Source organism: Gleimia hominis (assembly GCF_032085515.1).
In the GTDB taxonomy this organism is placed as follows: Bacteria; Actinomycetota; Actinomycetes; order Actinomycetales; family Actinomycetaceae; genus Gleimia; species Gleimia hominis.
Genome location: NZ_JASXSX010000001.1, coordinates 794,645 through 817,151, shown reverse-complemented (window position 1 = coordinate 817,151; position 22,507 = coordinate 794,645). Strand labels below are relative to the sequence as shown.

Annotated in this window: 18 protein-coding genes; 1 reads left to right on the top strand and 17 read right to left on the bottom strand. The window is 59.5% G+C overall.

The features are described from left to right. The 15 genes from QS713_RS03355 to ubiE all read right to left on the bottom strand — a co-directional run bounded on the left by QS713_RS03355 (window position 1) and on the right by ubiE (window position 16,920). Window positions 1-1,575 carry an NADH-quinone oxidoreductase subunit M gene (locus tag QS713_RS03355; RefSeq protein ID WP_376779547.1) on the bottom strand — a complete coding sequence of 525 codons (1,575 nt, stop codon included), beginning with the start codon at window positions 1,573-1,575 and terminating at the stop codon, window positions 1-3. Between the two features lie 16 nt (window positions 1,576-1,591). Further along, entirely contained in the window at window positions 1,592-3,568 is a 1,977-nt protein-coding gene (gene nuoL, locus QS713_RS03350) for an NADH-quinone oxidoreductase subunit L (protein ID WP_313272439.1), read from the bottom strand. A gap of 10 nt (window positions 3,569-3,578) precedes the next feature. Further along, window positions 3,579-3,878 (bottom strand): NADH-quinone oxidoreductase subunit NuoK, encoded by a 300-nt coding sequence (nuoK, locus tag QS713_RS03345; RefSeq protein WP_102216274.1) that lies wholly within the window; start codon window positions 3,876-3,878, stop codon window positions 3,579-3,581. Next, window positions 3,875-4,858: an NADH-quinone oxidoreductase subunit J gene (locus tag QS713_RS03340; RefSeq protein WP_313272437.1), complete on the bottom strand. Its 984-nt coding sequence runs from the start codon at window positions 4,856-4,858 to the stop codon at window positions 3,875-3,877. The genes nuoK and QS713_RS03340 overlap by 4 nt, the downstream gene beginning before the upstream one ends. Beyond that, window positions 4,855-5,550: an NADH-quinone oxidoreductase subunit NuoI gene (nuoI, locus tag QS713_RS03335; RefSeq protein ID WP_313272435.1), complete on the bottom strand. Its 696-nt coding sequence runs from the start codon at window positions 5,548-5,550 to the stop codon at window positions 4,855-4,857. The genes QS713_RS03340 and nuoI overlap by 4 nt, the downstream gene beginning before the upstream one ends. Further along, window positions 5,543-6,853 (bottom strand): NADH-quinone oxidoreductase subunit NuoH, encoded by a 1,311-nt coding sequence (gene nuoH / locus QS713_RS03330; protein ID WP_199171058.1) that lies wholly within the window; start codon window positions 6,851-6,853, stop codon window positions 5,543-5,545. The genes nuoI and nuoH overlap by 8 nt, the downstream gene beginning before the upstream one ends. Continuing rightward, complete coding sequence (locus QS713_RS03325; RefSeq protein ID WP_313272433.1) at window positions 6,854-9,424, bottom strand: NADH-quinone oxidoreductase subunit G; 2,571 nt, start codon at window positions 9,422-9,424, stop codon at window positions 6,854-6,856. Beyond that, window positions 9,421-10,755 (bottom strand): NADH-quinone oxidoreductase subunit NuoF, encoded by a 1,335-nt coding sequence (gene nuoF, locus QS713_RS03320; protein ID WP_313272431.1) that lies wholly within the window; start codon window positions 10,753-10,755, stop codon window positions 9,421-9,423. Before nuoF ends, QS713_RS03325 begins: the two co-directional genes overlap by 4 nt. Then, window positions 10,752-11,519 carry an NADH-quinone oxidoreductase subunit NuoE gene (nuoE, locus tag QS713_RS03315; RefSeq protein WP_313272430.1) on the bottom strand — a complete coding sequence of 256 codons (768 nt, stop codon included), beginning with the start codon at window positions 11,517-11,519 and terminating at the stop codon, window positions 10,752-10,754. Before nuoE ends, nuoF begins: the two co-directional genes overlap by 4 nt. Further along, window positions 11,519-12,865, bottom strand: a complete 1,347-nt coding sequence (locus QS713_RS03310) for an NADH-quinone oxidoreductase subunit D (RefSeq protein ID WP_313272429.1) — start codon at window positions 12,863-12,865, stop codon at window positions 11,519-11,521. The genes nuoE and QS713_RS03310 overlap by 1 nt, the downstream gene beginning before the upstream one ends. Further along, window positions 12,865-13,605 (bottom strand): NADH-quinone oxidoreductase subunit C, encoded by a 741-nt coding sequence (locus QS713_RS03305; RefSeq protein ID WP_313272427.1) that lies wholly within the window; start codon window positions 13,603-13,605, stop codon window positions 12,865-12,867. The genes QS713_RS03310 and QS713_RS03305 overlap by 1 nt, the downstream gene beginning before the upstream one ends. Next, on the bottom strand, window positions 13,602-14,156 hold the full coding sequence (locus QS713_RS03300; RefSeq protein WP_102216281.1) for an NADH-quinone oxidoreductase subunit B: 555 nt from the start codon (window positions 14,154-14,156) through the stop codon (window positions 13,602-13,604). Before QS713_RS03300 ends, QS713_RS03305 begins: the two co-directional genes overlap by 4 nt. Before the next feature lie 15 nt (window positions 14,157-14,171). Next, entirely contained in the window at window positions 14,172-14,534 is a 363-nt protein-coding gene (locus QS713_RS03295) for an NADH-quinone oxidoreductase subunit A (protein WP_102216282.1), read from the bottom strand. 130 nt (window positions 14,535-14,664) lie between these two features. Next, on the bottom strand, window positions 14,665-15,945 hold the full coding sequence (locus QS713_RS03290) for a geranylgeranyl reductase family protein (RefSeq protein ID WP_313272424.1): 1,281 nt from the start codon (window positions 15,943-15,945) through the stop codon (window positions 14,665-14,667). Window positions 15,946-16,200: 255 nt separating this feature from the next. Continuing rightward, window positions 16,201-16,920, bottom strand: coding sequence for a bifunctional demethylmenaquinone methyltransferase/2-methoxy-6-polyprenyl-1,4-benzoquinol methylase UbiE (gene ubiE, locus QS713_RS03285; protein ID WP_313272422.1), 720 nt, complete (start codon window positions 16,918-16,920; stop codon window positions 16,201-16,203). A 295-nt stretch (window positions 16,921-17,215) separates the two neighbouring features. Here ubiE and QS713_RS03280 point away from each other — a divergent pair, with 295 nt between their 5' ends. Next, the gene (locus QS713_RS03280; RefSeq protein ID WP_313272421.1) at window positions 17,216-18,841 is read left to right on the top strand and encodes an isochorismate synthase; all 1,626 of its coding nucleotides are present in this window, start codon (window positions 17,216-17,218) and stop codon (window positions 18,839-18,841) included. 119 nt (window positions 18,842-18,960) lie between these two features. Here the strand turns inward: QS713_RS03280 and QS713_RS03275 are convergent, their stop codons facing one another. Together QS713_RS03275 and menD are read right to left on the bottom strand one after the other, a co-directional pair. Beyond that, complete coding sequence (locus QS713_RS03275) at window positions 18,961-20,385, bottom strand: S1C family serine protease (RefSeq protein WP_313272419.1); 1,425 nt, start codon at window positions 20,383-20,385, stop codon at window positions 18,961-18,963. Window positions 20,386-20,659: 274 nt separating this feature from the next. Further along, window positions 20,660-22,507, bottom strand: coding sequence for a 2-succinyl-5-enolpyruvyl-6-hydroxy-3-cyclohexene-1-carboxylic-acid synthase (menD, locus tag QS713_RS03270; RefSeq protein ID WP_313272418.1), 1,848 nt, complete (start codon window positions 22,505-22,507; stop codon window positions 20,660-20,662).

Here is a 22,507-nt window from a genome sequence, read left to right as displayed (position 1 = left end):
TCACTTATCGCTCCCTTCATGAGCAGGTGCGCTGGTTGATGCCCCCGCGTTTAGGTGCGAGAGCGCGGTGTCCGCAACCGGGTTGAGGGACTGCACGAGCGGCGCAGCCCACACACCGAAGATGACCATGGCGACGATCAGCGGTGCGATCACTACTTTTTCGCGTGCGGACGCGTCAGTGGGCGCTGTACCTTCGGTGGGCACAGTACCTTCGGTGGGCACAGGGCCGGTGAACATCCTCTGGTATGGAATCAGCACGTACAGTGCCGCGAGGATCACGCCGAGCACTGCGAAGAACGCAACCCATCGGTTAACTTGCCACGTTCCGACTAGCACCAGGTATTCGGGGACGAAGCCCGACAGTGTGGGCAGCGCGATCGAAGCCAGCCCAGTTACGAGCCAGGTGCCCGCGAGGACGGGCGTTACCCGTTGCCATCCGCCGAAGTCCGCGATCGTGCGGCTTCCGCGACGTTGCGTGAGGAAGCCGGAGATGAGGAACATGGCTGCGATCGAGATACCGTGCGCCACCATGTAGTACATCGCGCCCACCAGGGCCACGTGCGTGCCAATGTAGATCCCCAGCACCATGAATCCGAAGTGGGATACCGAGGTGTAGGAAATCAGTCGCATGAGGTTCTTTTGTCCGATTGCGGCCAACCCACCGTAAAGGATGGAGATCACTGCGAGCACCAGGATTACGGGGGCGGCTTTCGCGGACGCGTGTGGGAACAGCGGTAGGCACAGCGTGATCATCCCGTAGGTGCCGAGTTTGTCGAGCACGCCCACGAGCAGTACGGAAGTGCCGGGGCGGGCTTGCTCAGCCGCGTCTGGCAGCCAGGTGTGCACGGGCACCATGGGTGCTTTCACCGCGAATGCGACGAAGAAGGTGGCGAAGATAGCCATCTCTGCGGCGTGCGGCAGCTGCAAGTTCGCGAGGTTTTCGAATAGGAACGCTCCTTCGGCGTTACCACCGTAAACCACTAGAGCGATTACGCCACCTAGCATTACGAGTCCGCTGGCTAGTGAGTACAGCAGGAACTTGAGGGCGGCTGCGCCCGCGCGGGGGCCACCGTAGCGGCCGATCATGAAGTACACGGGGATCAGCATCGCTTCGAACACCAGGTAGAACAGTACGACGTCGCGGGCAGCGAAGATCAGCATGATGAACGCTTCGAGGATCAGCACGAGCGCCGCGTAGTTACCTGCGGTCCCGGCGCTGTCGTGGTTGGCTCCGTCTTCTTTCCACGCAGCCACTAGTACCAGGGGCACAAGAGCGGCTGCTAAGAGGATCATCGCGAGGCTCAACTGGTTTACCCCAAGTGCCCAAGAGATACCTAGCTGGGGAATCCAGTTGTGGGTTTCAGCCAGCTGGTAGGTGCCTGCGGCGCTCCAGTTGAACATGAGGCCAGCGGCGATTGCGAGCACGAGTTCGATTAAGGATACGACCAGTGCGATTTGCCGTCCGATTGCTCGCAGGGGCGCAGCCAAAAGGGTTGCGATGCCCGCGATGGCTGGTAGCGCCACTAGGGTTGCGAGCCATGGGAATGATGCATGGGTTATTTCAAGCATGTGCATGGGTATTCCTCCGCTCCTACAGTCTGGTCACTGCGACGACGATAAGAGCAACGACGACGCCACCCAGTATGAAGGCGGCGTGAGCGCGCACGAAACCGGTCTGTAGCGAGGCCACCACGCGGCCAAACCAGGCTGCGAGGCGTGCCCCACCGTAGATCGCTCCGTCCACGACGTATTTGTCACTTCCGACCGTGCCCTTAACGAGGGCTTGGCCAGGAGCCATGAAGATCGTTTCATTCAGGGTGTCTTGGTACAGGTCATTGCGTGCGGCGTGAACCAGAGAGTTCCCAGCTGGGATGGCCACGGACACTTCGCGCCGACCGTATTTAGCCCACGCCCACACAGCACCAATCAGTACGACTACCAGGGTCGATACTTCAATCACGACTGCCGGGAGCACGGGTTGTGCTTCCTCGGCGGTGCCAACTACGGGGGCGAGCCAGTCTACGAACACGCCGTTTATGGTCAGCAGGCCACCGATCGCCACCGCTCCGATTGCCAAAATGATCATCGGTACTGTCATCAGTGCGGGTGATTCATGAGGTTCTACTTTCTGTCCGCCGAGCGTGTCTCCCCACCGGGCTTCCCCGTGGAAAGTCATGAAGAACAGGCGGGACATGTAGAACGCAGTGATACCAGCACCGATTAGGGCGATGAGCCCGTACACCCACCCGGTCCACGCGGTGCCTTCGATCGCACCGAAGTGGTTGGCGGTGAACGCGGTTTCGATCAGCTTATCTTTCGAGAAGAAACCGGAGAATGGCGGCACCCCGAGGATCGCGAGCCAGCCCATCATGAACGTAATCCACGTGACTTTCATAACTTTGCTTAGGGCCCCGAAGCGACGCATGTTCACAGAGTCGTTCATGCCGTGCATTACGGAACCTGCACCGAGGAACATGAGGGCTTTGAAGAACCCGTGGGTGAACAGGTGGAAGATCGCAAACACCCAGCCGATAGGCCCAAGGCCTGCGCCGAGCATCATGTAGCCGATCTGCGACATGGTTGAGGCGGCAAGCACCTTCTTCATGTCGTCCTTTGCACACCCGACGATCGCGCCGAACAGCAAGGTGATTAGCCCGATGATTGCCACTGCAGTGGCGGCTGCGGGCGCGGCCAGGTAGATCGCGCCGGAACGCACTATTAGGTAAACGCCGGCGGTAACCATTGTGGCCGCGTGGATCAGTGCGGACACGGGGGTTGGGCCCGCCATCGCGTCACCGAGCCAGGCTTGCAGTGGGAACTGCGCGGATTTACCGCAGGCGGCGAGCAGAAGGAAAAGTCCCGCGAGGGTCATCGCGGTGCGGGGCGCGGTTTCCGCCCCGGCCAGCACGTCCGTGAAGTTAACGGAACCGAACTGGGCCACCATCACCATCATGGCGAGGAGTAGCCCGACGTCGCCGACACGGTTCATCACAAACGCTTTCTTCGCGGCTGTAGCGTTGTCTGGCACTTGGTTCCAGAATCCGATGAGGAGGTAGGATGCCAAGCCGACGCCTTCCCAGCCAACGAATAGGACGACGTAGGACGAGCCGAGCACGAGCGTGAGCATCGCGGCGATGAACAGGTTCAAGTAGGCGAAGAACCGGCGCCGGTCCGTGTCGTGTTCCATGTAGGCGATTGCGTAGACGTGAATGAGGGACCCTACGAAGGTCACGAGCATCACGAATGTCATCGATAGGGGGTCAACAAGGAGCCCCGCATTGACTGCGAAGTCGCCCGCTGGGATCCATGAGAACAGTTCGGAAACCATGGTCCGGTCTCCGGCTCCGACCCCAATCATTTGGATGAGGATTACTAGTCCGATCACGAACGAAGCCCAGGACGCGACTGTGGCTAAAACGTGTCCCCACTTATCGCTGGCACGCCCCATTACAAGTAGGAGCGCAGAAACCGCCATGGGGATCGCGATCATGAGCCACGCGTATTGCGCCGCGCCAGTAGCTGGCGCCACGGACGCTAGGGAAGGCACAAGCGTTGGTACTAAAGACATCTGAACCTCCCTAGTTCTTCAGTAGGTTGACTTCGTCGACCGAGGTGGTGCGACGGGAACGGAATATGGAGACGATGATCGCTAAGCCGACCACAACCTCGGCGGCGGCGACGATCATCACGAAGAATGCCATCACTTGCCCCGTGTAGTCCCCGTGGATGCGGGCGAAAGTTATGAGGGTGAGGTTAGCTGAGTTCAGCATCAGTTCCACGCCCATGAGCGATATCACCGCACTCTTACGCACCACCACGACGGCGGTGCCGATGGAGAAAATGATTATCGCGAGCGCTAGGTAGTAACCGAGGCTCATTGGTCGTCCTCCTCAAGTTCTTTCTTGGATTCTCCCGCTTCGATAGCGGTCGGTGCGACCTGTTGTTCCAGGCCGGTGGGCGCTGCTTTACCTGCCATGCCCCACGCTTGCGAAGCACCGACCCGGTCGTTAGCTGCCTTTCCGTGCAGCGACTGCGTGGAGTCACCGCGCGCCACTTCCGCCAGCTGCCTGGCAAGCTTGGGGTCCACTGCGGATAGTTCGCGGTCTAGGCCGCGTACACGCAGTACGCGCGGCACAGATTCTTCAACTGGCTGTTCGGTTTCGCCCGACAGGGCCGCGATGTCCGCCGCGTTCGTCCGAGCGTATACACCGGGTGCGGTGTGCTGGCCAATGTGCCGACCTTCAGCTGCGTAGGCAGCCATTTTTGCTTCAACAACGTGGCGTTGGGTCCGCTTCGGCGTGAGCCGATCCGCGTGCGTTAGGAACACGGCGCCGAGCGCCGCAGTAATCAGCAGGGCGGCCGCGAGTTCCATTGAGAACCAGTGCCCACCGAACAGGGTTTGGGCCAGCCCTTCAATCGGTTGGTCCGACGCCGCTTCTTCTGCGAATCCGCGGGCGACTGGGAGGTTCGAGAACACTACGGCGGTCACTAGCGCTACAGCGAGTAGAATCGCGGCGATCACCGCGGTGGTTATGTATCCGCGCCGTTGACGCGCGTATTCGTCGGAGGCTTGAATCCCGATCATCATGAGCACGAACAGGAACAGCATCATGATTGCGCCCGTGTACACCACGATTTGTGCGATCCCAAGGAAGGGGGCGGACTGCATGATGTAGATGACTGCCAGGCCCACCATGACGGTCACCATGGAGATCGCTGCGTACGCTGCTTTCTTGAAGAATAGGACCCCTAGCCCACCGGCGATCATTACCACCGCAACGCCACAAAAGAGGATGGCTTCACCGGTTGAGCCCATGGTTGCGCCCGCCGCGGTGGCCATTTCGGATGTAAGCATCATTTCTTCGCCTCCTGCGCGGAGCTTGTTGCCGGCTGGCGGTCGGTCACTGCACTTTGCGCCGATTCGATTGTCGCGTCTTGCGGCCGGTGTTTCTTCACCCAGTCCACTTGTGATTGCTGAGGTCCGGTTACTTCACCGCGATAGTAGTTGTCGTCCGTGGTACCTTCCGCCATCGGGTGGGGGGCACTCAGCATTCCTTCTTCGAGGGGGGCGAGCAACTGCTGTTTTTCAAAAATGAGGTCGCGGCGCGTGTAGTCGGCCAGTTCGAAGTCGTTGGTCATGGTGAGCGCTCGCGTGGGGCACGCTTCTATGCACAGGCCGCAGAAGATACAGCGTGAATAGTTCACCTGGTAGACCCTGCCGTAGCGTTCACCCGGAGAGTACTGCGCACCGGGTTTATTGTCGCCGGCTTCCACGAGGATTGCGTCCGCAGGGCAAGCCCATGCGCAAAGTTCGCATCCAATGCATTTTTCGAGGCCGTCGGCGTAGCGGTTCAGCTGGTGGCGGCCGTGGAACCGGGGCATTGTGAAGGGGCCCTCAAACGGATACTGTTCGGTAACTGTGGGCCGGAAGAACGACGTGAAGGTCACGCCGTATCCCGCTACGGGTGCGAATAACGAACCGAAAAATCCTTTTGGATCTTGTTCGTAACGCATTTCGTCGTCACCGTGTTTTTGATTCTTCTCACTCATTGTCTGTCTCTTTCCCACTAGCCGTGGCCGACACGCGACCGGCGCGTGGCGACGGTGGTAAATGCTGTCCCGGAAGTGGAGGTACCGGGTAACCATCTGCGAAGGCATCCAATGGTTCGTCCGACGGTGGGGTTTCCACCTCGGGTTTATCTGTGATCCACAAGATGATCAGGGCGATTACGAACACTCCCGCAACCCCGCCGAGGAGGACGGTGTAGGAGGAGGTCACCCAGGTCTGTACGCCGCGCACTACGGCGACGATTACGAGCCAGGCCATGGAGACGGGAATAAGGATCTTCCATCCCAGCTGCATGAACTGGTCGTAGCGGAACCGCAAGAGGGTACCGCGAGTCCAGACCATGAAGAAGAACATGGTCCACATCTTCAGGTTGAACCATAGGAAGCCCCACCAGCCGCTATTGAAGTCGATGAATGGGACGTAGCTTAAGCCGAACGGGGCGTGCCACCCGCCGAGGAAGATTGTGGTTGCCACGGCGGAGACGTTGAACATGTTGATGTATTCGGACAGGTAGTACCAGCCGAACTTCATGGATGAGTATTCCGTCATGTGCCCGGCAACCAGTTCACCTTCGGCTTCTGGCAGGTCGAACGGGAGGCGGTTAACCTCACCGACCATCGAAATGACGTAGACCACGAACGCGGGAAGCAGGGCGAAGGCCCACCACACTGGGTATTGGGACGCCACAATCTGCGACGTGGACATGGATCCCGCCACAATAAACACCGAGACGAGTGACATTCCCATTGAAAGCTCGTACGAAATCACTTGTGCTGCGGAACGCACGGAACCGAGCAGAGGTAGTGTCGAGCGGGTTGACCAGCCACCCAGAACGGTGCCGTACAGACCGATTGAGGCGATCGCAAGAATGTAAAGTACGGAAATCGGGGTGTCCGCTAGCTGTAGCGGGGTTGAACGGCCAAAGATGTGCACGTTCGGCCCCATTGGGATCACGGCCATCACCATGAACGCTGAGAACGCGGAGATTGCCGGGGCGATGAAGTAGATGAACTTCTCTGCCCGGTCGGTCCAGATGTCCTCTTTGAACAGGAGCTTCCCGGCGTCTGCAAACGCTTGGAATAGTCCGAGGGGGCCGGCAACGTTTGGGCCGGGGCGGGTTTGCATGCGCCCGAGGCCGCGGCGTTCTACCCACAGTGCCATGATCACGGACACGATCAAGAACAAAACTATGCAGATTGCCTTGATGAGGGTGATCCACCACGTTTCTTGACTAAAGTCCGCTGCCGCCGTGGTGGGCGGTGCGAACGGTACCAGCAGGGCCACTTATTTCACCTCCGCTTTTACCAGCGAGACCACGCTGCCCGCGCGGGCCCCCAGGTTTTCGTGTACAACGCTACCTTCTGAGCATTCGGGTACCCACACGACGTTTTGCGGCAGGTCCGCGATAGCGACCGGTAGTGTGATGGTTCCTCGTTCGGAACCGACCGTGACGGGTTCGTCTACGGTAACGCCCACGCTTTGCGCGGTTTGTGCCGACAGGTAGGCAACCGGTTTGCGTCCGGTTCCCGCGAGGGTCGGGGCGTTGTCTTGCATGCGTCCGCTGTCGAGCATGGGTTTGTGCGTGGCTAGCACCGCTTCGTTTGCTGCAGGTGCGGCCACGGGGTCGGCCTGGACGTCCGGGTCGGACATGCGGTTCCCGTCCCAGTTCATGAGTTCGTTCATTTCCGCATGCGTTGCCTTCAGCGTCGCAATGCCCAGGTCGATGCCCATGTCTTCTGCGATTCGGCTGAGGACTTCGCGGTCGGTTAGTGCCCGGGAAGATAGGACTTGCCCGAAGGGACGCAGGCGCCCCTCCCAGTTAATGTAGGTCCCGTTCTTTTCCGGTGCGGGTGCAACCGGGAGGACTACGTCCGCCATCTCAGTTAGTTCAGACTGACGCACTTCCAGGCTGACCACGAACTTCGCTTTCTGCACTGCGGTGCGCAGGGCTTGTGGGTCCGCTGCGTCGCGGGGGTCAACCCCGCCGAGCACGATTACGTCGCGCGCTTCTTGCGCGGCGTCAGCCACGATTCCTTCAGCGCACTTGGCGGTGTCGTCGGGCACCGAGGTACCCCACACGGCCGACAGGTCGGCGCGTGCTTCCGGGTCTTCTACGCTGCGGCCGAATGGGAGGAGTCCACCCACGAGCCCTACGTCTAAGCCGCCGCGTTCACCGGCGCGACGTGGAATCCACGCCAGCCGCGCGCCCGTGCGTTGAGCGAGTTTTGCAACCTGCGTGTAAAGCCCCGGCACAGTGGCGGCGCGTTCACCAACCAGGATGATGCCCGAGGCCAGCTGGTCCGCCAGCTCTCCGTCGATCGCGGCAACAACTTCCGGTTCTGTTCCGGGAGCAGCACGCAGCACGTTTGCTGCGAGTTTGCGGCTTCCCGGAGTGGTCATCGGAGCAACGGTCGTCACCTGCGTCTTCCCGGCGAGGACGCCCTTGCGCAGGCGTAAGAACACGGAGCCAATCTCGTCCTCAGGTTCAAGTGCAACCAGGAGGACGCGCCCGGCCTTCTCTAGATCTTTGTAGGTCACATCCAGGCCTCGGCCCGCTACGCGCGCCCCGAGGAACTGGGTTTCTTCCAAGCTGGTGTTGCGCATGCGCTGGTCAATCTGGTTGGTTCCCACCGCGACGCGCGCGAACTTGCTCCACGCGTATGCGTCTTCAACGGTCAGGCGCCCACCTGGGAGCAGCACGTTGTTCCCGGCTTTGGCATCCTTCAGAGCGGATGCAACGCGGTTCAGTGCGTCGCCCCACGACGTGGGAACCAGTTTTCCATCTTCACGCACCAGCGGGCTTTGCAGCCGGTCGCTGCCCGTAGCCCATTCGAATGCGAACCGGTCTTTGTCGGTGATCCACTCTTCGTTCACCTCCGGGTCGTTACCGGCTAGGCGACGAACAATTTCGCCGCGGCGAATATCCACGCGGATCGCCGAACCCGAGGCGTCGTGCTCCGTGATTGACGGAGTGGACACCAGGTCGAAGGGTCGTCCGCGGAACCGGTAGGACGCCGCCGTGAGTGCGCCGACCGGGCAGATTTGGATGATGTTACCCGAGAAGTAGGAGCCGAACGGGCGGTCCGACTGGTCCCGCTGCGCTTGCGTAAGCGGGCCCGCGCCGACACCTGCTTCCACACCGGCGTCACCTTCCGGGCCGGATACAGACAGGTCGGGAGGCAAGACCCCATCGGTGATGGCTTCGTTGTGGTAACCGAGGATTTGCGTGTCGAAACCACCAACTTGCTCCCCCATGAAGTAGTGGTCGTCCGTGGGGGAACTGCCCCCGCCGCGGCCTTGCAGGTCAATGAATGCGTCCCCTGCGATTTCTTTGCCGAACCGCACGCAGCGCTGGCAAAGGATGCAGCGGTCGCGGTCCAGCAGGATGTTCGAGGTGACCCGCACGGGTTTGGGGAATGTGCGTTTCGCGTCGATGAAGCGGGTGGCTTCGCGCCCTTCCGTCATCGCTTGGTTCTGCAGGGGGCATTCGCCACCCTTGTCGCACACCGGGCAATCCAGTGGGTGGTTGATCAGCAGGAACTCCATGATTCCGTGCTGAGCTTTTTTCGCCACTTCGGACGTGCGTTGGGTTTTTACTTGCATGCCGGGCATAACCGTCATGGTGCATGAGGTTTGTGGTTTCGGCATGGTGGAGATCTTGCCGTCCCGCCCGGGGGCTGCGACCTCCACTAGGCATTGGCGGCATGCGCCCGCTGGTTTTAGTAGCGGGTGGTCGCAGAATCGGGGGATTCGGATCCCAGCTTGTTCTGCGGCGCGGATAATCAGGGTGCCTTTGGGCACGCTAACTTCGGTGCCGTCAATCGTGAGCGTCACCATTTCTTGTGCTTCACTCATCGCACTCCCCCCTGTTTGAAGACGGCGGATGCTTCGTACGGGAACATTTCGCGCGCCGGCGTGTGCATGCCCGCTTCGAATTCTTCGCGGAAATGGTCAATGCCGCTGCGTACCGGGGTTGCGGCTGCGTCCCCTAGTGCGCAGAAAGACCGGCCGGCGATGTTTCCGGCGATTTCGTACAGTAGGTCAATGTCACCAGGTTGGCCCTGGCCTTGTTCTAGCCGCAGCATGATCTGCTTCATCCAGTACGTACCTTCGCGGCACGGCGTGCATTTACCGCACGATTCGTGCTGGTAGAACTCGATCCACCGGGTGATGACGCGAACCACGGAAGTGGTTTCGTCAAATACTTGCAGCGCGCGGGTGGCGAGCATGGAGCCGGCTTCAACCACTGATTCGTAGTCCAAAGGCACGTCTAGGTGTTCTTCGGTGAACAGTGGGGTCGATGACCCGCCGGGGGTCCAGAACTTGAGTTTGTGCCCGTCGCGAACTCCGCCTGCCATTTCTAGTAGTTGCCGCATCGTGATCCCGAATGGGGCTTCGAACTGGCCGGGGTTGTTCACGTGTCCAGAGATGGAAAACAGGCCGTGGCCAGAGGATTTTTCTGTGCCCATTGACTTGAACCAGCCGGTTTCATGGCGGAAAATGCCCGCTACTTGCGAGATTGATTCCACGTTGTTCACCACGGTGGGGCGGGCGTAGAGGCCCGCGACAGCGGGGAAAGGTGGTTTCAACCGCGGGTGTCCGCGCCGGCCTTCGAGCGAGTCGAGCAACGCGGTTTCTTCACCGCAGATGTACGCGCCCGCCCCGGCGTGCGCGGTGATGCGCAGGGTCTGGTCTTTGTTTGGCCCCAGGTTCTCCCCCAGGTAACCAGCTTCTTCTGCTTCCCGCACCGCGGCGAGCAGGCGACGGTAGACGTGCGCCACTTCGCCACGCAGGTAGATGAATGCGTGTTCGCAGCGGATTGCGCGGGCGGTGATCGCCATTCCTTCGATGAGGACGTGGGGGTTCGCCATGAGTAGCGGCATGTCTTTGCAGGTGCCGGGCTCGGATTCGTCGGCGTTGACCACGAGGTAGCGTGGTTTCCCATCGTCGGGTGGGAGGAATGACCACTTGAGGCCCGTGGGGAACCCGGCGCCACCACGGCCGCGTAAACCGGAGTTTTTCACGAGTTCTGTGATGTCACTCGGTTCCATGCGCATAGCTTTTTCCAGACCCGAGTATCCTCCGCGGGAACGGTAGGATTCGAGCGTCCAGGAACGGTCTTCGCCCCATCCTTCCGTAACTACCGGCGTTAGGGTACCGGGTTTACTGAAACTAACGGCGCTCACTGTCCGTTACCTCCCTTATCTTCGGGTGTTACCGCTGGGCGGTCTGCTGACGAACCGTGTTCCCCTGCGTGCGGGGGTGCGTCGTCACCAGTTGCGTCCGGAGCTGCTTGCACCGGGGCGGCCCATTCGTGCTGCTGGGCAATGTTCAAGCCGCGCAGGGATGCTTCCCCAGCGGATGGTCCCTCGTCAACTAGACCGTCTTCAAAACCGGCTAGTAGGTGCGAGATTTCTTTGAAAGTGCGCACTTTGTGGGGACCGCGAGTGGGCTGCACGTCTTTCCCTGCGGTAATGTCGTCCACCAGCGCGATCGCAGATTCGGGAGTTTGGTTGTCGAAAAACTCCCAGTTGACCATCACCACGGGCGCGTAGTCGCACGCCGCGTTGCATTCCAAACGTTCGAGGGTGATTTTGCCATCGGCCGTGGTTTCGTCATGTCCCACTCCGAGGTGACCTTCAAGTGCCTCGTAAATCTGGTCGCCGCCCATCACTGCGCACAGCGCATTGGTGCACACGCCCACGTTGAAGTCACCGTTGGGGTGGCGTTTGTACTGCGTGTAGAACGTGGCGACTGCGGAGACTTCCGCTCTGGTGATGTCGAGCTGCTCCGCGCAGAACGTGATTCCGTCTGCCGAAACGTAGCCGTCTACAGATTGTACGAGGTGCAGCAGGGGCAACAGGGCAGAGCGTTCGTGGCCCGTGGGATAACGAGACAGGATCTGCGCTGCTTCTTCTTCTAACCGCGCCTGTGTTTGAGCGTCGAACATTAGCGGTCTACACCTCCTAGAACCGGGTCGATGGATGCCATTGCAACAACCACGTCCGCTAGCTGGCCTCCTTCAGTCATCATGGCAAAGGCTTGCAGGTTCGAGTAGGAGGGGTCGCGGAAGTGTGCACGCCACGGCCGGGTGCCTCCCATGGATACCAGGTGGCAGCCGATAATCCCTTTGGCGTGCTCAATCGTGGAGTACACCTGCCCGGCCGGTACCTTGAAGCCTTCAGTTACGAGTTTGAAGTGGTGGATCAGCGATTCCATGGACGTGCCCATGATTTCGCGGATGTGTTCGTACGACGTGCCTTGACCGTCGGCTCCGACAGATAGTTGTGCGGGCCATTTAATTGCCGGATCCTGAACCATAACCGGTTCACCCTCAGTCGCGTCGAGTTTCTTGAGGACCTGGTTGATGATCCGCAGCGACTGGTAGCACTCGTCAAAACGCACGAGCACGCGGTTGTACGCGTCAGACTTGTTCTGTACTGGCACGTCAAACTCGAGTTGGTCGTATCCCCAGTACGGCTGCATTTTCCGCAGGTCCAGGGGCAGGCCGGCAGCGCGCACACCCGGGCCCGTGGTGCCGAGCGCCATGAGCGCCGCTAAAGACATGTAGCCCACGTTTTGGTGACGCAGTTTGAAGATCGGGTTCTGCAGCGTCAGGTCTTGCAGCTCCCCAATATCGTTGCGCACGCTCGGCAGCAGTTCGCGGATGTAATCAGTGGTGCCCTCAGGCAAATCCTGCGCTACCCCACCGGGACGGAAATACGCGTGGTTCATCCGCAGGCCGGTGACGCGTTCGAACACGCGCAGAATATTTTCGCGCGCACGGAACGCAATGGTCATCATCGTGGTGGCACCCAGTTCGTTCCCACCGGTACCGATCGCGACCACGTGGGAGGCGATGCGGTTCAGTTCCATCATGAGGACGCGGATCCACTTGGCGCGCTCGGGAATGTCGTCTTCAATGTCGAGCAGTTCCTCCACTGCTTTGACGTACACGGCTTCGTTCATGAACGGCGCAACGTAGTCCATCCGCGTGCAGAATGTGACGCCTTGGGTCCACGTGCGGTATTCCATGTTCTTTTCGATACCCGTGTGCAGATACCCGGTGTTCAGGCGCGCTTCTCGCACCACTTCGCCGTCTAGCTCGATGATTACGCGCAGCACACCGTGCGTTGAGGGGTGGACTGGCCCCATGTTCAGCACGATGCGTTCGTTGTTTAGCTCATCAATTTCTGCGAGTACGTCTTCCCAGTCCCCACCGTTGGCAACAACTTCGGGGAGTTCCTCCACGTCCAACGCGGAGGCCGTAGCATGAAAAACAGGTTTTTCCTTCATTAGTTGTAAGACCTCCTAACGTCCGCTGGGGGAACCGTAGCGCCCTTGTATTCAACGGGTACGCCACCGAGCGGGTAGTCCTTCCGCTGCGGGTGTCCGACCCAGTCATCGGGCATCGCGGTCCGGGTTAAACCGGGGTGTCCTGTGAAAATAATTCCCATGAGGTCCCAGGTTTCTCGTTCGTGCCAGTCGTTACCTGGATAGACGGAAACGACCGAGGGGATGCGCGGGTCCTCTTCCGGACACGTGACTTCTAGACGCAGCATGCGATTGTGCGTAACTGACATGAGGGCGTACACCGCGTGCAGTTCCCGCCCCTTGTCATGCGGGTAGTTAACGCCAGATACGCCGAGGCACAGTTCGAACCGCAGGTCCTGATCGTCACGCAAGAACTGACAGACCTGCTTGATGTGCTCGCGGGTAATGAAAATGGTGATCTGGTCGCGGTAGATGGAGACGCGTTCAATCACGTCCGCAACCTGCTCGCCCGCGTCGGTAATCAGTTCTTCGAGCACGTCGACAACGGTGTCGAACCAGCCGCCGTAGGGGCGTTCGGACTCACCGGGCAGGCGCACTTCGCGGGTTAAGCCACCGAACCCGGTGGTGTCACCACTACCGTGTACTCCCCACTGGCCGGTGCGGATATCCACCAGCTCCGGTTGAGCCTGGGCCCGTCCGGATGGTTGCTGCGGTTCTGGGACTGCGCCCTCACCTGTGGTTGATGGAATGTTTTCACTCATGCCAGCAGCCCCTTCATGTCGTGCGTGGGGGTGGCGGCGAGCGCTGCGGCCTCCGCCTTACGCGCAATTTCTTCGCGGTGCGCCCCCAGAGGTTCCTTACCGATCTGCTCGCGCAGCACCAAGATCGCGTTAATAAGTGCTTCAGGCCGCGGTGGGCACCCAGGCAAGTACACGTCTACTGGAACGATGTGGTCGCAGCCTTGCAAAATCGCGTAATTATTGAACATGCCCCCACTGGATGCGCATGCCCCCATTGAAATCACCCACTTGGGTTCGGGCATCGAATCGTAAAGGCGACGCACAATCGGCGCCATCTTGTGGGATACGCGCCCCGACACAATCAGCAAGTCGGAGTGACGCGGCGAGGCGCGGAACACCTCAAGCCCAAAACGGGACATGTCAAACCGGGGGGTACCGGCTGCCATCATTTCAATAGCGCAGCACGCAAGCCCCATGGTTACTGGCCACTGGGAATGCTTACGGGCAAGCCCCAGTACTTTCTCAATGGACGTCAGCCCGACACCAGCGGGCAAGCTTTCTTCAAGACCCATTAGTCATACCTCCCATCAGGTCCAGTCCAGGCCGCCGCGGCGCCATTCATAGACGTAGGGCACGAGGATTAATAGTAGGAACGTCATCATTACAACCAGGCCAAACAAACCCAGTTTTCCAAACGAAACCGCCCACGGGTACAGGAACACGACCTCAATGTCGAACACGATGAACGTCATCGCCACCAGGTAGTACTTCACGGGGAAACGCCCGTGGTCTGCTTCCGCTTCGGTGGGTTCCACACCGCATTCGTAGTTAGCGGTTTTGATTTTGTTTTTGACCGTGGGCCCCAAAATCGCGGAGGCTCCCAAACCTCCCAGCGCCACAGCCACCGCTGCCGCCGCCATTATTAGCAACGGGATGTACGGATTGGTCATTGCGCGTCCCCTCTCCAATACGTGCTTGAAATTTTCGGTGAGCCCTGCGGCTCGTTCATGAACTCTGCTGCCAGTGTAGGCATGCCCGCTATTAAACGCAGATTGTAGGCTGCGTGCGGCTGCTGTGTGATCATACTTTCGGCACCACCTTTGAGAGCGTTGCAATCAGGTGGTCGTCGAAGTCGCCGCCTTTGCGTTCGAAACTGTCGGACAGTAACTTGTGTACGAGTTTCATGAGGCGGCGGCGGGGCAGACCGTATTTGGTGCACAACCGCATAATTTTAGGATTCTCAATTAGGCGCACGAACACGCGGCCGAGCGAATAGTAGCCACCCCAGTCTTCCGCGAGCGCTTGCGTATACGTTTCCATCGCGAGGTCGAATCCGGCGTCGGATCGGCGCGACAGAGCGGACACAATTGATTCGGCGGCGTATCGCCCAGCACGCATTCCTGGGGCGATTCCTTCGCCGTTAAAAGGTGAGACCATTCCACCGGCGTCACCGACGATTACGAGGCCATTTTCGTAATGCGGCTTTCGGTTAAATGACATGGGCAGAGCTGCGCTGCGCAGTGGTCCTTGCTGGTTTTGTTCCGTCAGCTCCCATTCTTCGGGGAGGTTCGCGGTCCAGGTGCGGAAGATGTCGCGGTACGGCAAAGTGGTGGCTTTTGCGTTTGAGGACACGGAGCCGAGCCCAACGTTTGCTACCCCATTGCCCATGGGGAAGATCCAGCCGTACCCGGGGAGGAGTTCGGATTCACCGCGTGTGCCGCTCCAGAGTTCTAGGTGCGACTCCATCCAGTCGCCGTCCCCAAGCGGGGTTTTAAAGTAGGCGCGGGCCGCTACCCCCAGTGGGCGGTGCGCTAGTTTTTCGATGCCGCGCGAGGTTGCTAGGCGCGCGGCTACCCCACCGGCGTCCACCACGGCTTTGGCGCGGAACGTGACTTCGCGCGCCTGCTTGCCCCGCCCTACGCGCGCGATGATTCCACACACGCGCCCGGTTTTAGTTTCGAGGGCGCGCACGAACGCGTGTTCTTCATACAGGTGTACGCCCGCAGATTGTGCACGCCGAGCAAGCTCTTCGTCTAGCTGCATGCGGGTGCGGGTCATGCCGAAGTCCGGGGTGGATTTCTGCTCTGGCCACGGGAGGTAAATGGAGTGTCCGCCGCCAATTACGTGCAGGCCCGTGTTGCGGGTCCACCCCGTGGTGTCCACGCCCATTAGGTGCACTTCAGCAACGGCCGCGGGGGTTAGCCCGTCGCCGCAGATTTTGTCGCGCGGGAACTTTGATTTCTCTATTAGCGCGACGTCTACACCGGCGCGCGCTAAGTAGTACGCGGTTGCGCTCCCCGAGGGGCCGGCACCTACGACGAGGACGTCGGTGTCAATCACGTCCGCCACATTCGCCTCCAACAGGTGTTCCTCCAATCATGGTTGCCCCTCAGGCGCATTACCTAAAGCCTGGGTGTACCTTTGGTACGGCCCACAGCCACTACTCCACACTACCTACTTGCCTTTTATTCGGTTATAGGTAGTCATGATCCGCTTGTTCTACCGGATAGTAGGCTGCCTGGTTCGCAAGGGACTAACGTCTTTAAGCCACATTCGTGTTGTTTATTTATTTTTCACCACAACTTGGCATGTTTTTCGCAAAATTCTTTGCGTGTTTTACCATGCAAGCGCCGTGTGGAAGGCCACTATCCCGAAGGTTAGGTTGCGGTATTTCACGTTGCGCCACCCGCATTCACCGATGGTGCGTTTCAAGGATTCCTGGTCGGGCCAATCGGTGATCGATTCCGTCAGGTAGTCGTACGCCACGTCGTCGGACGAGACGAGGCGGGCGATTCGCGGGAGTGCGTATCGGTTGTAGGTGCTGTATGCGGCGTTGAAAACTTTATTTTGGGGGTGTGAGAACTCGCATACCAGAAGACGGCCACCGGGACGAACTACGCGAGCCATTTCTTTGAGGGCAGCGCGCGTGTCGACGATGTTACGCAGTCCAAATGAAATGGTGGCGGCGTCGAACGCGTTGTCTTCAAACGGGAGGTTGGTGGCGTTGGCCTGTACGAATTTGAGGTCGGGGTACGTTTTGCGAGCAACGTCTAGCATTCCTTCCGACAGGTCTGCGCCGACCACATCCGCACCCGTTTTTGCCAGTGACGCGGTAGAGCGTCCCGTTCCCGCTGCGAGGTCAAGCACTTTTTGTCCGGCTTTGGGGGCGAGAGTTTTTACTAGCTCGTGGCGCCAGTACCACACCGTTCCAAAGCTTAGGGCGGCGTTGGTGGCGTCGTATCGTTTTGCGACTTTGTTGAACATTCCCGCAACTTCACTGGGATTTTTGTCTAGGTTTGCGCGGTCTACGTCTGCGGCACTGATCTTTTCATTCATGGGCACAATTCTTACACTTTTCAGCGCGATGGCGTCGAAACGTGCGCACGCCCGTCAGCTTCGGGTGCACATTCACCCACTTGGGCTGGGGCCACGCCCGGGGTTACTTGCGTCTTGTGCCCGCGCGGGTCATTCGCCACTCCCCCTGGATTCCAGTTCTCGCGTCTCCCCCGGCGTCCATTAGACGTCCTCGCGCTGGTGTCCCTTAGACGTCCTCGCGCTGGTGTCCATTAGACGCATTCCCGTTCGCGTCCATTAGACGTCTTCGCGTTTGCTTCCATTAGAGTAGGGTCTCGTGGCTAGTATTTCGTTTTCCGTTCAGTGCCAGACCGTTGCCCCTCGTTCTTTTCATGAGGTTCTAGGTGAGGCCGATGCGTCCACCCTCTCGGTTTGGCGGGGGCCCGCTTACGCAGGTGCGGCGCAACCCACGGTTGTGGGCAGTGGGTATGCACTCGCACTCATCAGCGACGGTGCTGCGGTGCGGACTCTGGTGCAGCCAACCGCATCTGACCTTGCGCGTGCAAGCGAGCCCGAGCGGCCGGTTCGTCCAGGCACGCCGGTTGCTTCGGTGGGGCATCAACCTCATCTACCTAAAATTGGACAAGCGTGGCGCAAACTGGCACAAGATGCAGCTGCCCGTTCTGATGCGGAAAGGTTGGCGGCATTCACAGCTGCAATGGGGCTGGAGTTACCTCTCACGCTGATTTCCGGCGGGTTCGGACCACACACGCCTGCCGTCGCGGTGGTGCCAGAACGCATGTACGTAGAGTATGCGGGCCAAGCATGGTCGATAACGCACCACGTGGACGCCTCCGGCGCTGTTCAAAACCACGCTACGCTAAGCAGTTCCACCTCGCGGTCTGCGGATCCGGCCCCATGTAGCACTGATGCAGCCGCACGAGCGTCAGAAGCAGCCATGCCAGAAGCGGGAGCAACCGCACCACGAATGGATCCGACCCCTATGTGTGCGCCCAGTGGGATTAGCCGAGAGTCGGGGAAGATGACGCCCACGCAGTGGCAGGCCGCGGTGCAGAACCTGGTGTCCGACCTGAAGCGTGGTATGGCTGAAAAAGCTGTGCTTGCGCGTGATATTAACCTAGTTGGCAGCCATATTGATTCGCGTTTCCTCGCTCACCGGCTCGCGGAGCAGTACCCCACGTGCTGGGTGTTTGCAGTCGCTGGCCTGCAGGGTGCCTCCCCGGAAATGCTCGCGAGTGTACGGGATAGGCAAGTGCGCTCCCGCGTTCTGGCTGGCACGTGCCCGCCGGGTGAGGGCGCGGCTTTGATGCGTTCTCGGAAGAATCGGGAGGAGCACCGGTTAGCCGTCCAGTCCGTTGTTGCCGCATTGCAGGAAGTAGCCGGTGAGGTGCACGCACCCCAGGTGCCGTTCCTCTTAGAGTTACCGAATGTTACGCACCTGGCCTCTGACGTGGTGGCGTCCCTCCCAGGTACTACCCTGGCGGGCGCTGGACCACGCGCCGGGTCTGAGCACGCGCCGGAACTGGCCGGCGCTGGATCACGCGCCGGGTCTGCACACGCGCCGGAACTGGCAGGCGCTGGACCACACACTGGTACGGCGCGGGTGTCTCAGCCGGTCGGGTTGTGGAATGTGGTCAGTGCACTCCACCCTTCGGCCGCAGTGTGCGGCACACCAACGCAAGCTGCATACGAGTTGATCGTAAAACACGAGTCAACTGAGCGCGGCCGGTATTCCGGGCCGGTGGGGTGGATGGACGCGCGAGGGGCAGGTGCATGCGCGATCGCGTTGCGATGCGGACAGTTGACCCCAGATGGGCAGGCGATGCAGGTCGTGGCAGGCGGTGGCATTATGCCAGATTCGCAACCAGACCTAGAGCTAGCGGAGACAGAAGCGAAACTCGCCCCTGTCCTCACAGCTCTAGGTCTGGCGAAACCACTCTAGGTCTAGCAAAATGAGCGCAACCAGACGCTCCTGGTTACCGAGCTCCCCTAATATTAGGTGCGGCCACCTAGGTACAAACACTTACGTGCAGTCGCCGGGTAGCGACCTACCGCAAAATGCTAGCTTTGGGTTTCGCTACGGGCCTGCAGCGTGGCTTGCACTTTTTGGATTTTGCCGCTGCGCGCGAACTCAATAGTCACCTGTTCACCAGCGTTGTATCGGCGGACGAAACCGGTGAGTGCTTGCGCGTTCGTCACTGCTTTACCGTCAATACTCAAGATCACGTCCCCTTGTTTTAAGCCGGCTTCTTCCCCAGGACCACCACGCACAACGGACTGCACTTGCGCTCCAACGCGATTCACCCCGTCAACTTGCACGGGTGAGGAACTGATCGACACTCCAAGGAACGCGTGCTGCGCCTTCCCGTTTTCAATCAGCTGCTTAACCACGTTCGAAACGAGGTTGGACGGGATGGCGAAACCAACCCCAATTGACCCAGCGCTTTCACTGGACCCGGTGGAAGCGATCGAGGAGTTAATGCCAATCACCCGCCCGGTCTCGTCGAACAGTGGGCCACCTGAGTTCCCAGGGTTAATCGACGCATCAATTTGGATCGCGTTGGTAACCACGGTGTCTGCTTGCCGGGATTCGCGTTGCATCCCAAACGGGTTGGGTAGCGATCCCATTTCGTCGTCCGGGACCGCTGTTTTAACCGCTACGGGCCGGTCTAGAGCCGACACGATGCCCGTGGTGACGGTGTCGTTGTACCCAAGGGGAGATCCGATCGCCATGACAGATTGGCCTACCGAGAGTTTCTCGGAGTCCCCCATGTTGGCAGCAGTCAGGTCTTTCGGTGGGTTGGCGAGCTTGATTACCGCCAGGTCAGTTTCCGGGTCGGTTCCGACGATTTCTGCCTTGTACAGCCGCCCGTCGGTTAGAGAAACGATTATCTGCCCGCCGTTCGTGGCATTTGAAACAACGTGGTAGTTGGTGACCACGTGCCCTTCCCCATCCCAAATCACTCCCGAACCGGTGTCAGCCGAGCTACCATTTGACACCTGGATAGAAACGGTGGCTGGACGCACAGCTTTCGCTACTGCCTGCCAGTCTTGCGAATCCCCTTTAGCCTGGACGATGTCTGCGGACTTACCTTGCGGTTCGTGGGTCTGGGTTTGGGAAGAAACTGGTTGTGACGCGTTTTTCGCCATGTAGTATCCTGCGCCAGCACCGGACACGCCGCCGACCAGTAGCGCCAAAACAGCTGCGCCCACCACGATTTTAGACTTTCCACCGCGTTTATTTTTGTTTCGTGGTTTTTCTTGAGGTACTACAGGCGGCCAGGTTTGCGCTTCCGCATCGGAGTAGCTGTCACGGGGCATCTCGCGGGTATCGGTTTGCTCACGGGGTGCCTGCGAAGGTGCTTGAAAGCCTTGTTCAGCATTGGCCTGCGAGTCGTTTTCCTCACGGTTCACGTGTGGGATCCCTGTTTGGCTGTCACCGGTAAACGTCGGTGAGTTCGGATCCCATGTTTCATCGTTATTCATTAAGCGTCCTACTCTTTAGTTAGAGCTTCCTCTAAAACTGTCAACGTAGCTATGTTTACGCACCAAACTTAATACCCATAAAGTATCATCTGAACGTTTCCTGGAAGCCTCATGGGTATGTTTTTGCCGCGGCGAATACGTGTTCAGGCCCCCTGCCCTACAAGTACCCGATTCGAATCAGGGTAAGCCGATCCCGAACTATATTGCAGGTATCTAGACAAGAAGTTGCTATCCAAAGATTACCTAGCAATTTGTTGCTCGACCCCAGAGGGCGTTATTTAGTGAACATTTCTCGCAGGGCTTGTGCGGCGCCGTGTGGGTTGCAGACCACGTGAACTATGCGCCCACCCTCAAACGGAGCGGTCAGCATCTTCAAAAATGCCTCGTCGTCGCGCAGCGTTTTTAGTTCCACGCCGGATGACGTTTTTAATTCCCCTAATTTCCCGCCGGGTGCATCCGCCATTTTTGACATCTCAACATGCCGGTACGAATACCCGTAAGCGTGAGCAAGTGCCTCATAGTCCACATTCTGTTTCTGCGCAAAATAGCGTTCGTACATTTCTTTTGAGGCTGCCTGACCGTGCTCTAAGGACTCAAAAATTCGCCCACCAGCATCGTCTAACACGACGATGTCCAACTGCGCACAGTCCTGCGATTGCCGCAGCGAAGAGGCGTCGTGCAGAAAAGTAACGTCCCCCAGCAGGACGCGCACCGGCACCCCAAGCGCCGCATGTACCCCCTTCGCGAACGCCACGGTTCCGTCAATTCCGGCCTGACCCCGATTCGTGTAAACCCGCCGTTTACCGGTCTCAACGCAGGACTGCTCGACCCCAGCGGGTTCTTTCGCCAGCAAATCCACGTACCGGATAGCGTTAGACGCACCAAGTACCAACGCGTGCTCAGGTACCCCCTGCGCAAATGCGCGCCACACCAGCTGCGCTGCTCGAGCAGCGTCCGGCACCCCCGTGGTTCGCAGTGCAGCCGCTCTTTGTTTCCACTGCTGCGCCCAAGCCGTTACCTTCTCGGGGACACCAGCATCTTCTTTGCGTTCGCCCTCGTTTATTCCCCGTGGTTCGCCAGGTACCCCCGCCACATCACCTGGTTTACACGGCGGCGCCAAACGGGGAACCACCACGTCCGCGTATCCGCGCACATCGGGCCACTCGCTACCCTCAGCAACTACGATTATCCGCACGTCCGACCGGGAAAGGAGTGCGGAAACAGGTCTCGAAATAGTGGGGGTACCCACCAGCACCACCTGCTGTACTTCACTGCTGTAACGCCGGAGCATTTCTTGCTGGTGCGGTGTCCACCAGGAGCTTCCAAAAGCGGGTGCGGACGGTTCAGCTAACAGGGGGTACCCCGTGGCTGATGCATATGCTACCGAGGCACCATCGTCCCCATTGCCCGCCACAACCACGGTTCTAAGAGACGGATCCACCACTTCTTCCCAAGCGGCCGGCTTCGACTGCGCGGCGTGCACCTCAGGAATACGAACAGAATCTACCGCAACACGCGGGGAAGCCAAAGGGGGCACCAGGGGTTCGCGGAACGCCACATTAATATGGACCGGACCACCCGGCATATTTACAGCTCGGGCAGCTTTATGAACAATCTGGTTCACCAGCCCTCGGCGCCACTGGGGCCCTTCCACCATCTGGTCGGGAATATTCAAACCCGGCGCAAACGGTGTGAACAATGCGGTCTGATCCGTTGTTTGCGACGCCCCCACCCCATGCCAATCCCACGGCCGATCCGCTGAAATAACAACGAGGGGAACGTGGGAGTGCGAGGCCTCAACTACCGCTGGCAGCAGGTGCGCAGGCGCTGTACCCGACGTGGTCACCACGGCCGCAGCCTTACCGGAGGCCCGCCCCAAACCGAGCGCAAAGAAACCTGCGCTACGCTCATCAATCTCTGGATACACCCGAATCGGGTCTGCACCAGTGGCTGCCGATGCTTCCACACTGATCGCAGCTTCCGTTTCCGCTTCTGCCTCTGCTTCCGCGAGCGCATATAGCAGCGGGGCGTTCCGCGAACCCGGGCATACTACCCAGTCGCGCACCCCCAGTTCCAGCAGTGTTTTCACGATCTGACGCGCAACTTCTACCGCCGCCACCAT

Bases quoted from the DNA above. Each gene is read 5' to 3' on its own strand.
- QS713_RS03355 (WP_376779547.1), bottom strand. From the start codon at position 1,575: ATGCACATGCTTGAAATAACCCATGCATCATTCCCATGGCTCGCAACC.
- nuoL (WP_313272439.1), bottom strand. From the start codon at position 3,568: ATGTCTTTAGTACCAACGCTTGTGCCTTCCCTAGCGTCCGTGGCGCCA.
- nuoK (WP_102216274.1), bottom strand. From the start codon at position 3,878: ATGAGCCTCGGTTACTACCTAGCGCTCGCGATAATCATTTTCTCCATC.
- QS713_RS03340 (WP_313272437.1), bottom strand. From the start codon at position 4,858: ATGATGCTTACATCCGAAATGGCCACCGCGGCGGGCGCAACCATGGGC.
- nuoI (WP_313272435.1), bottom strand. From the start codon at position 5,550: ATGAGTGAGAAGAATCAAAAACACGGTGACGACGAAATGCGTTACGAA.
- QS713_RS03325 (WP_313272433.1), bottom strand. From the start codon at position 9,424: ATGAGTGAAGCACAAGAAATGGTGACGCTCACGATTGACGGCACCGAA.
- nuoE (WP_313272430.1), bottom strand. From the start codon at position 11,519: ATGTTCGACGCTCAAACACAGGCGCGGTTAGAAGAAGAAGCAGCGCAG.
- QS713_RS03310 (WP_313272429.1), bottom strand. From the start codon at position 12,865: ATGAAGGAAAAACCTGTTTTTCATGCTACGGCCTCCGCGTTGGACGTG.
- QS713_RS03305 (WP_313272427.1), bottom strand. From the start codon at position 13,605: ATGAGTGAAAACATTCCATCAACCACAGGTGAGGGCGCAGTCCCAGAA.
- QS713_RS03300 (WP_102216281.1), bottom strand. From the start codon at position 14,156: ATGGGTCTTGAAGAAAGCTTGCCCGCTGGTGTCGGGCTGACGTCCATT.
- QS713_RS03295 (WP_102216282.1), bottom strand. From the start codon at position 14,534: ATGACCAATCCGTACATCCCGTTGCTAATAATGGCGGCGGCAGCGGTG.
- ubiE (WP_313272422.1), bottom strand. From the start codon at position 16,920: ATGAATGAAAAGATCAGTGCCGCAGACGTAGACCGCGCAAACCTAGAC.
- QS713_RS03275 (WP_313272419.1), bottom strand. From the start codon at position 20,385: ATGAATAACGATGAAACATGGGATCCGAACTCACCGACGTTTACCGGT.
- menD (WP_313272418.1), bottom strand. From the start codon at position 22,507: ATGGTGGCGGCGGTAGAAGTTGCGCGTCAGATCGTGAAAACACTGCTG.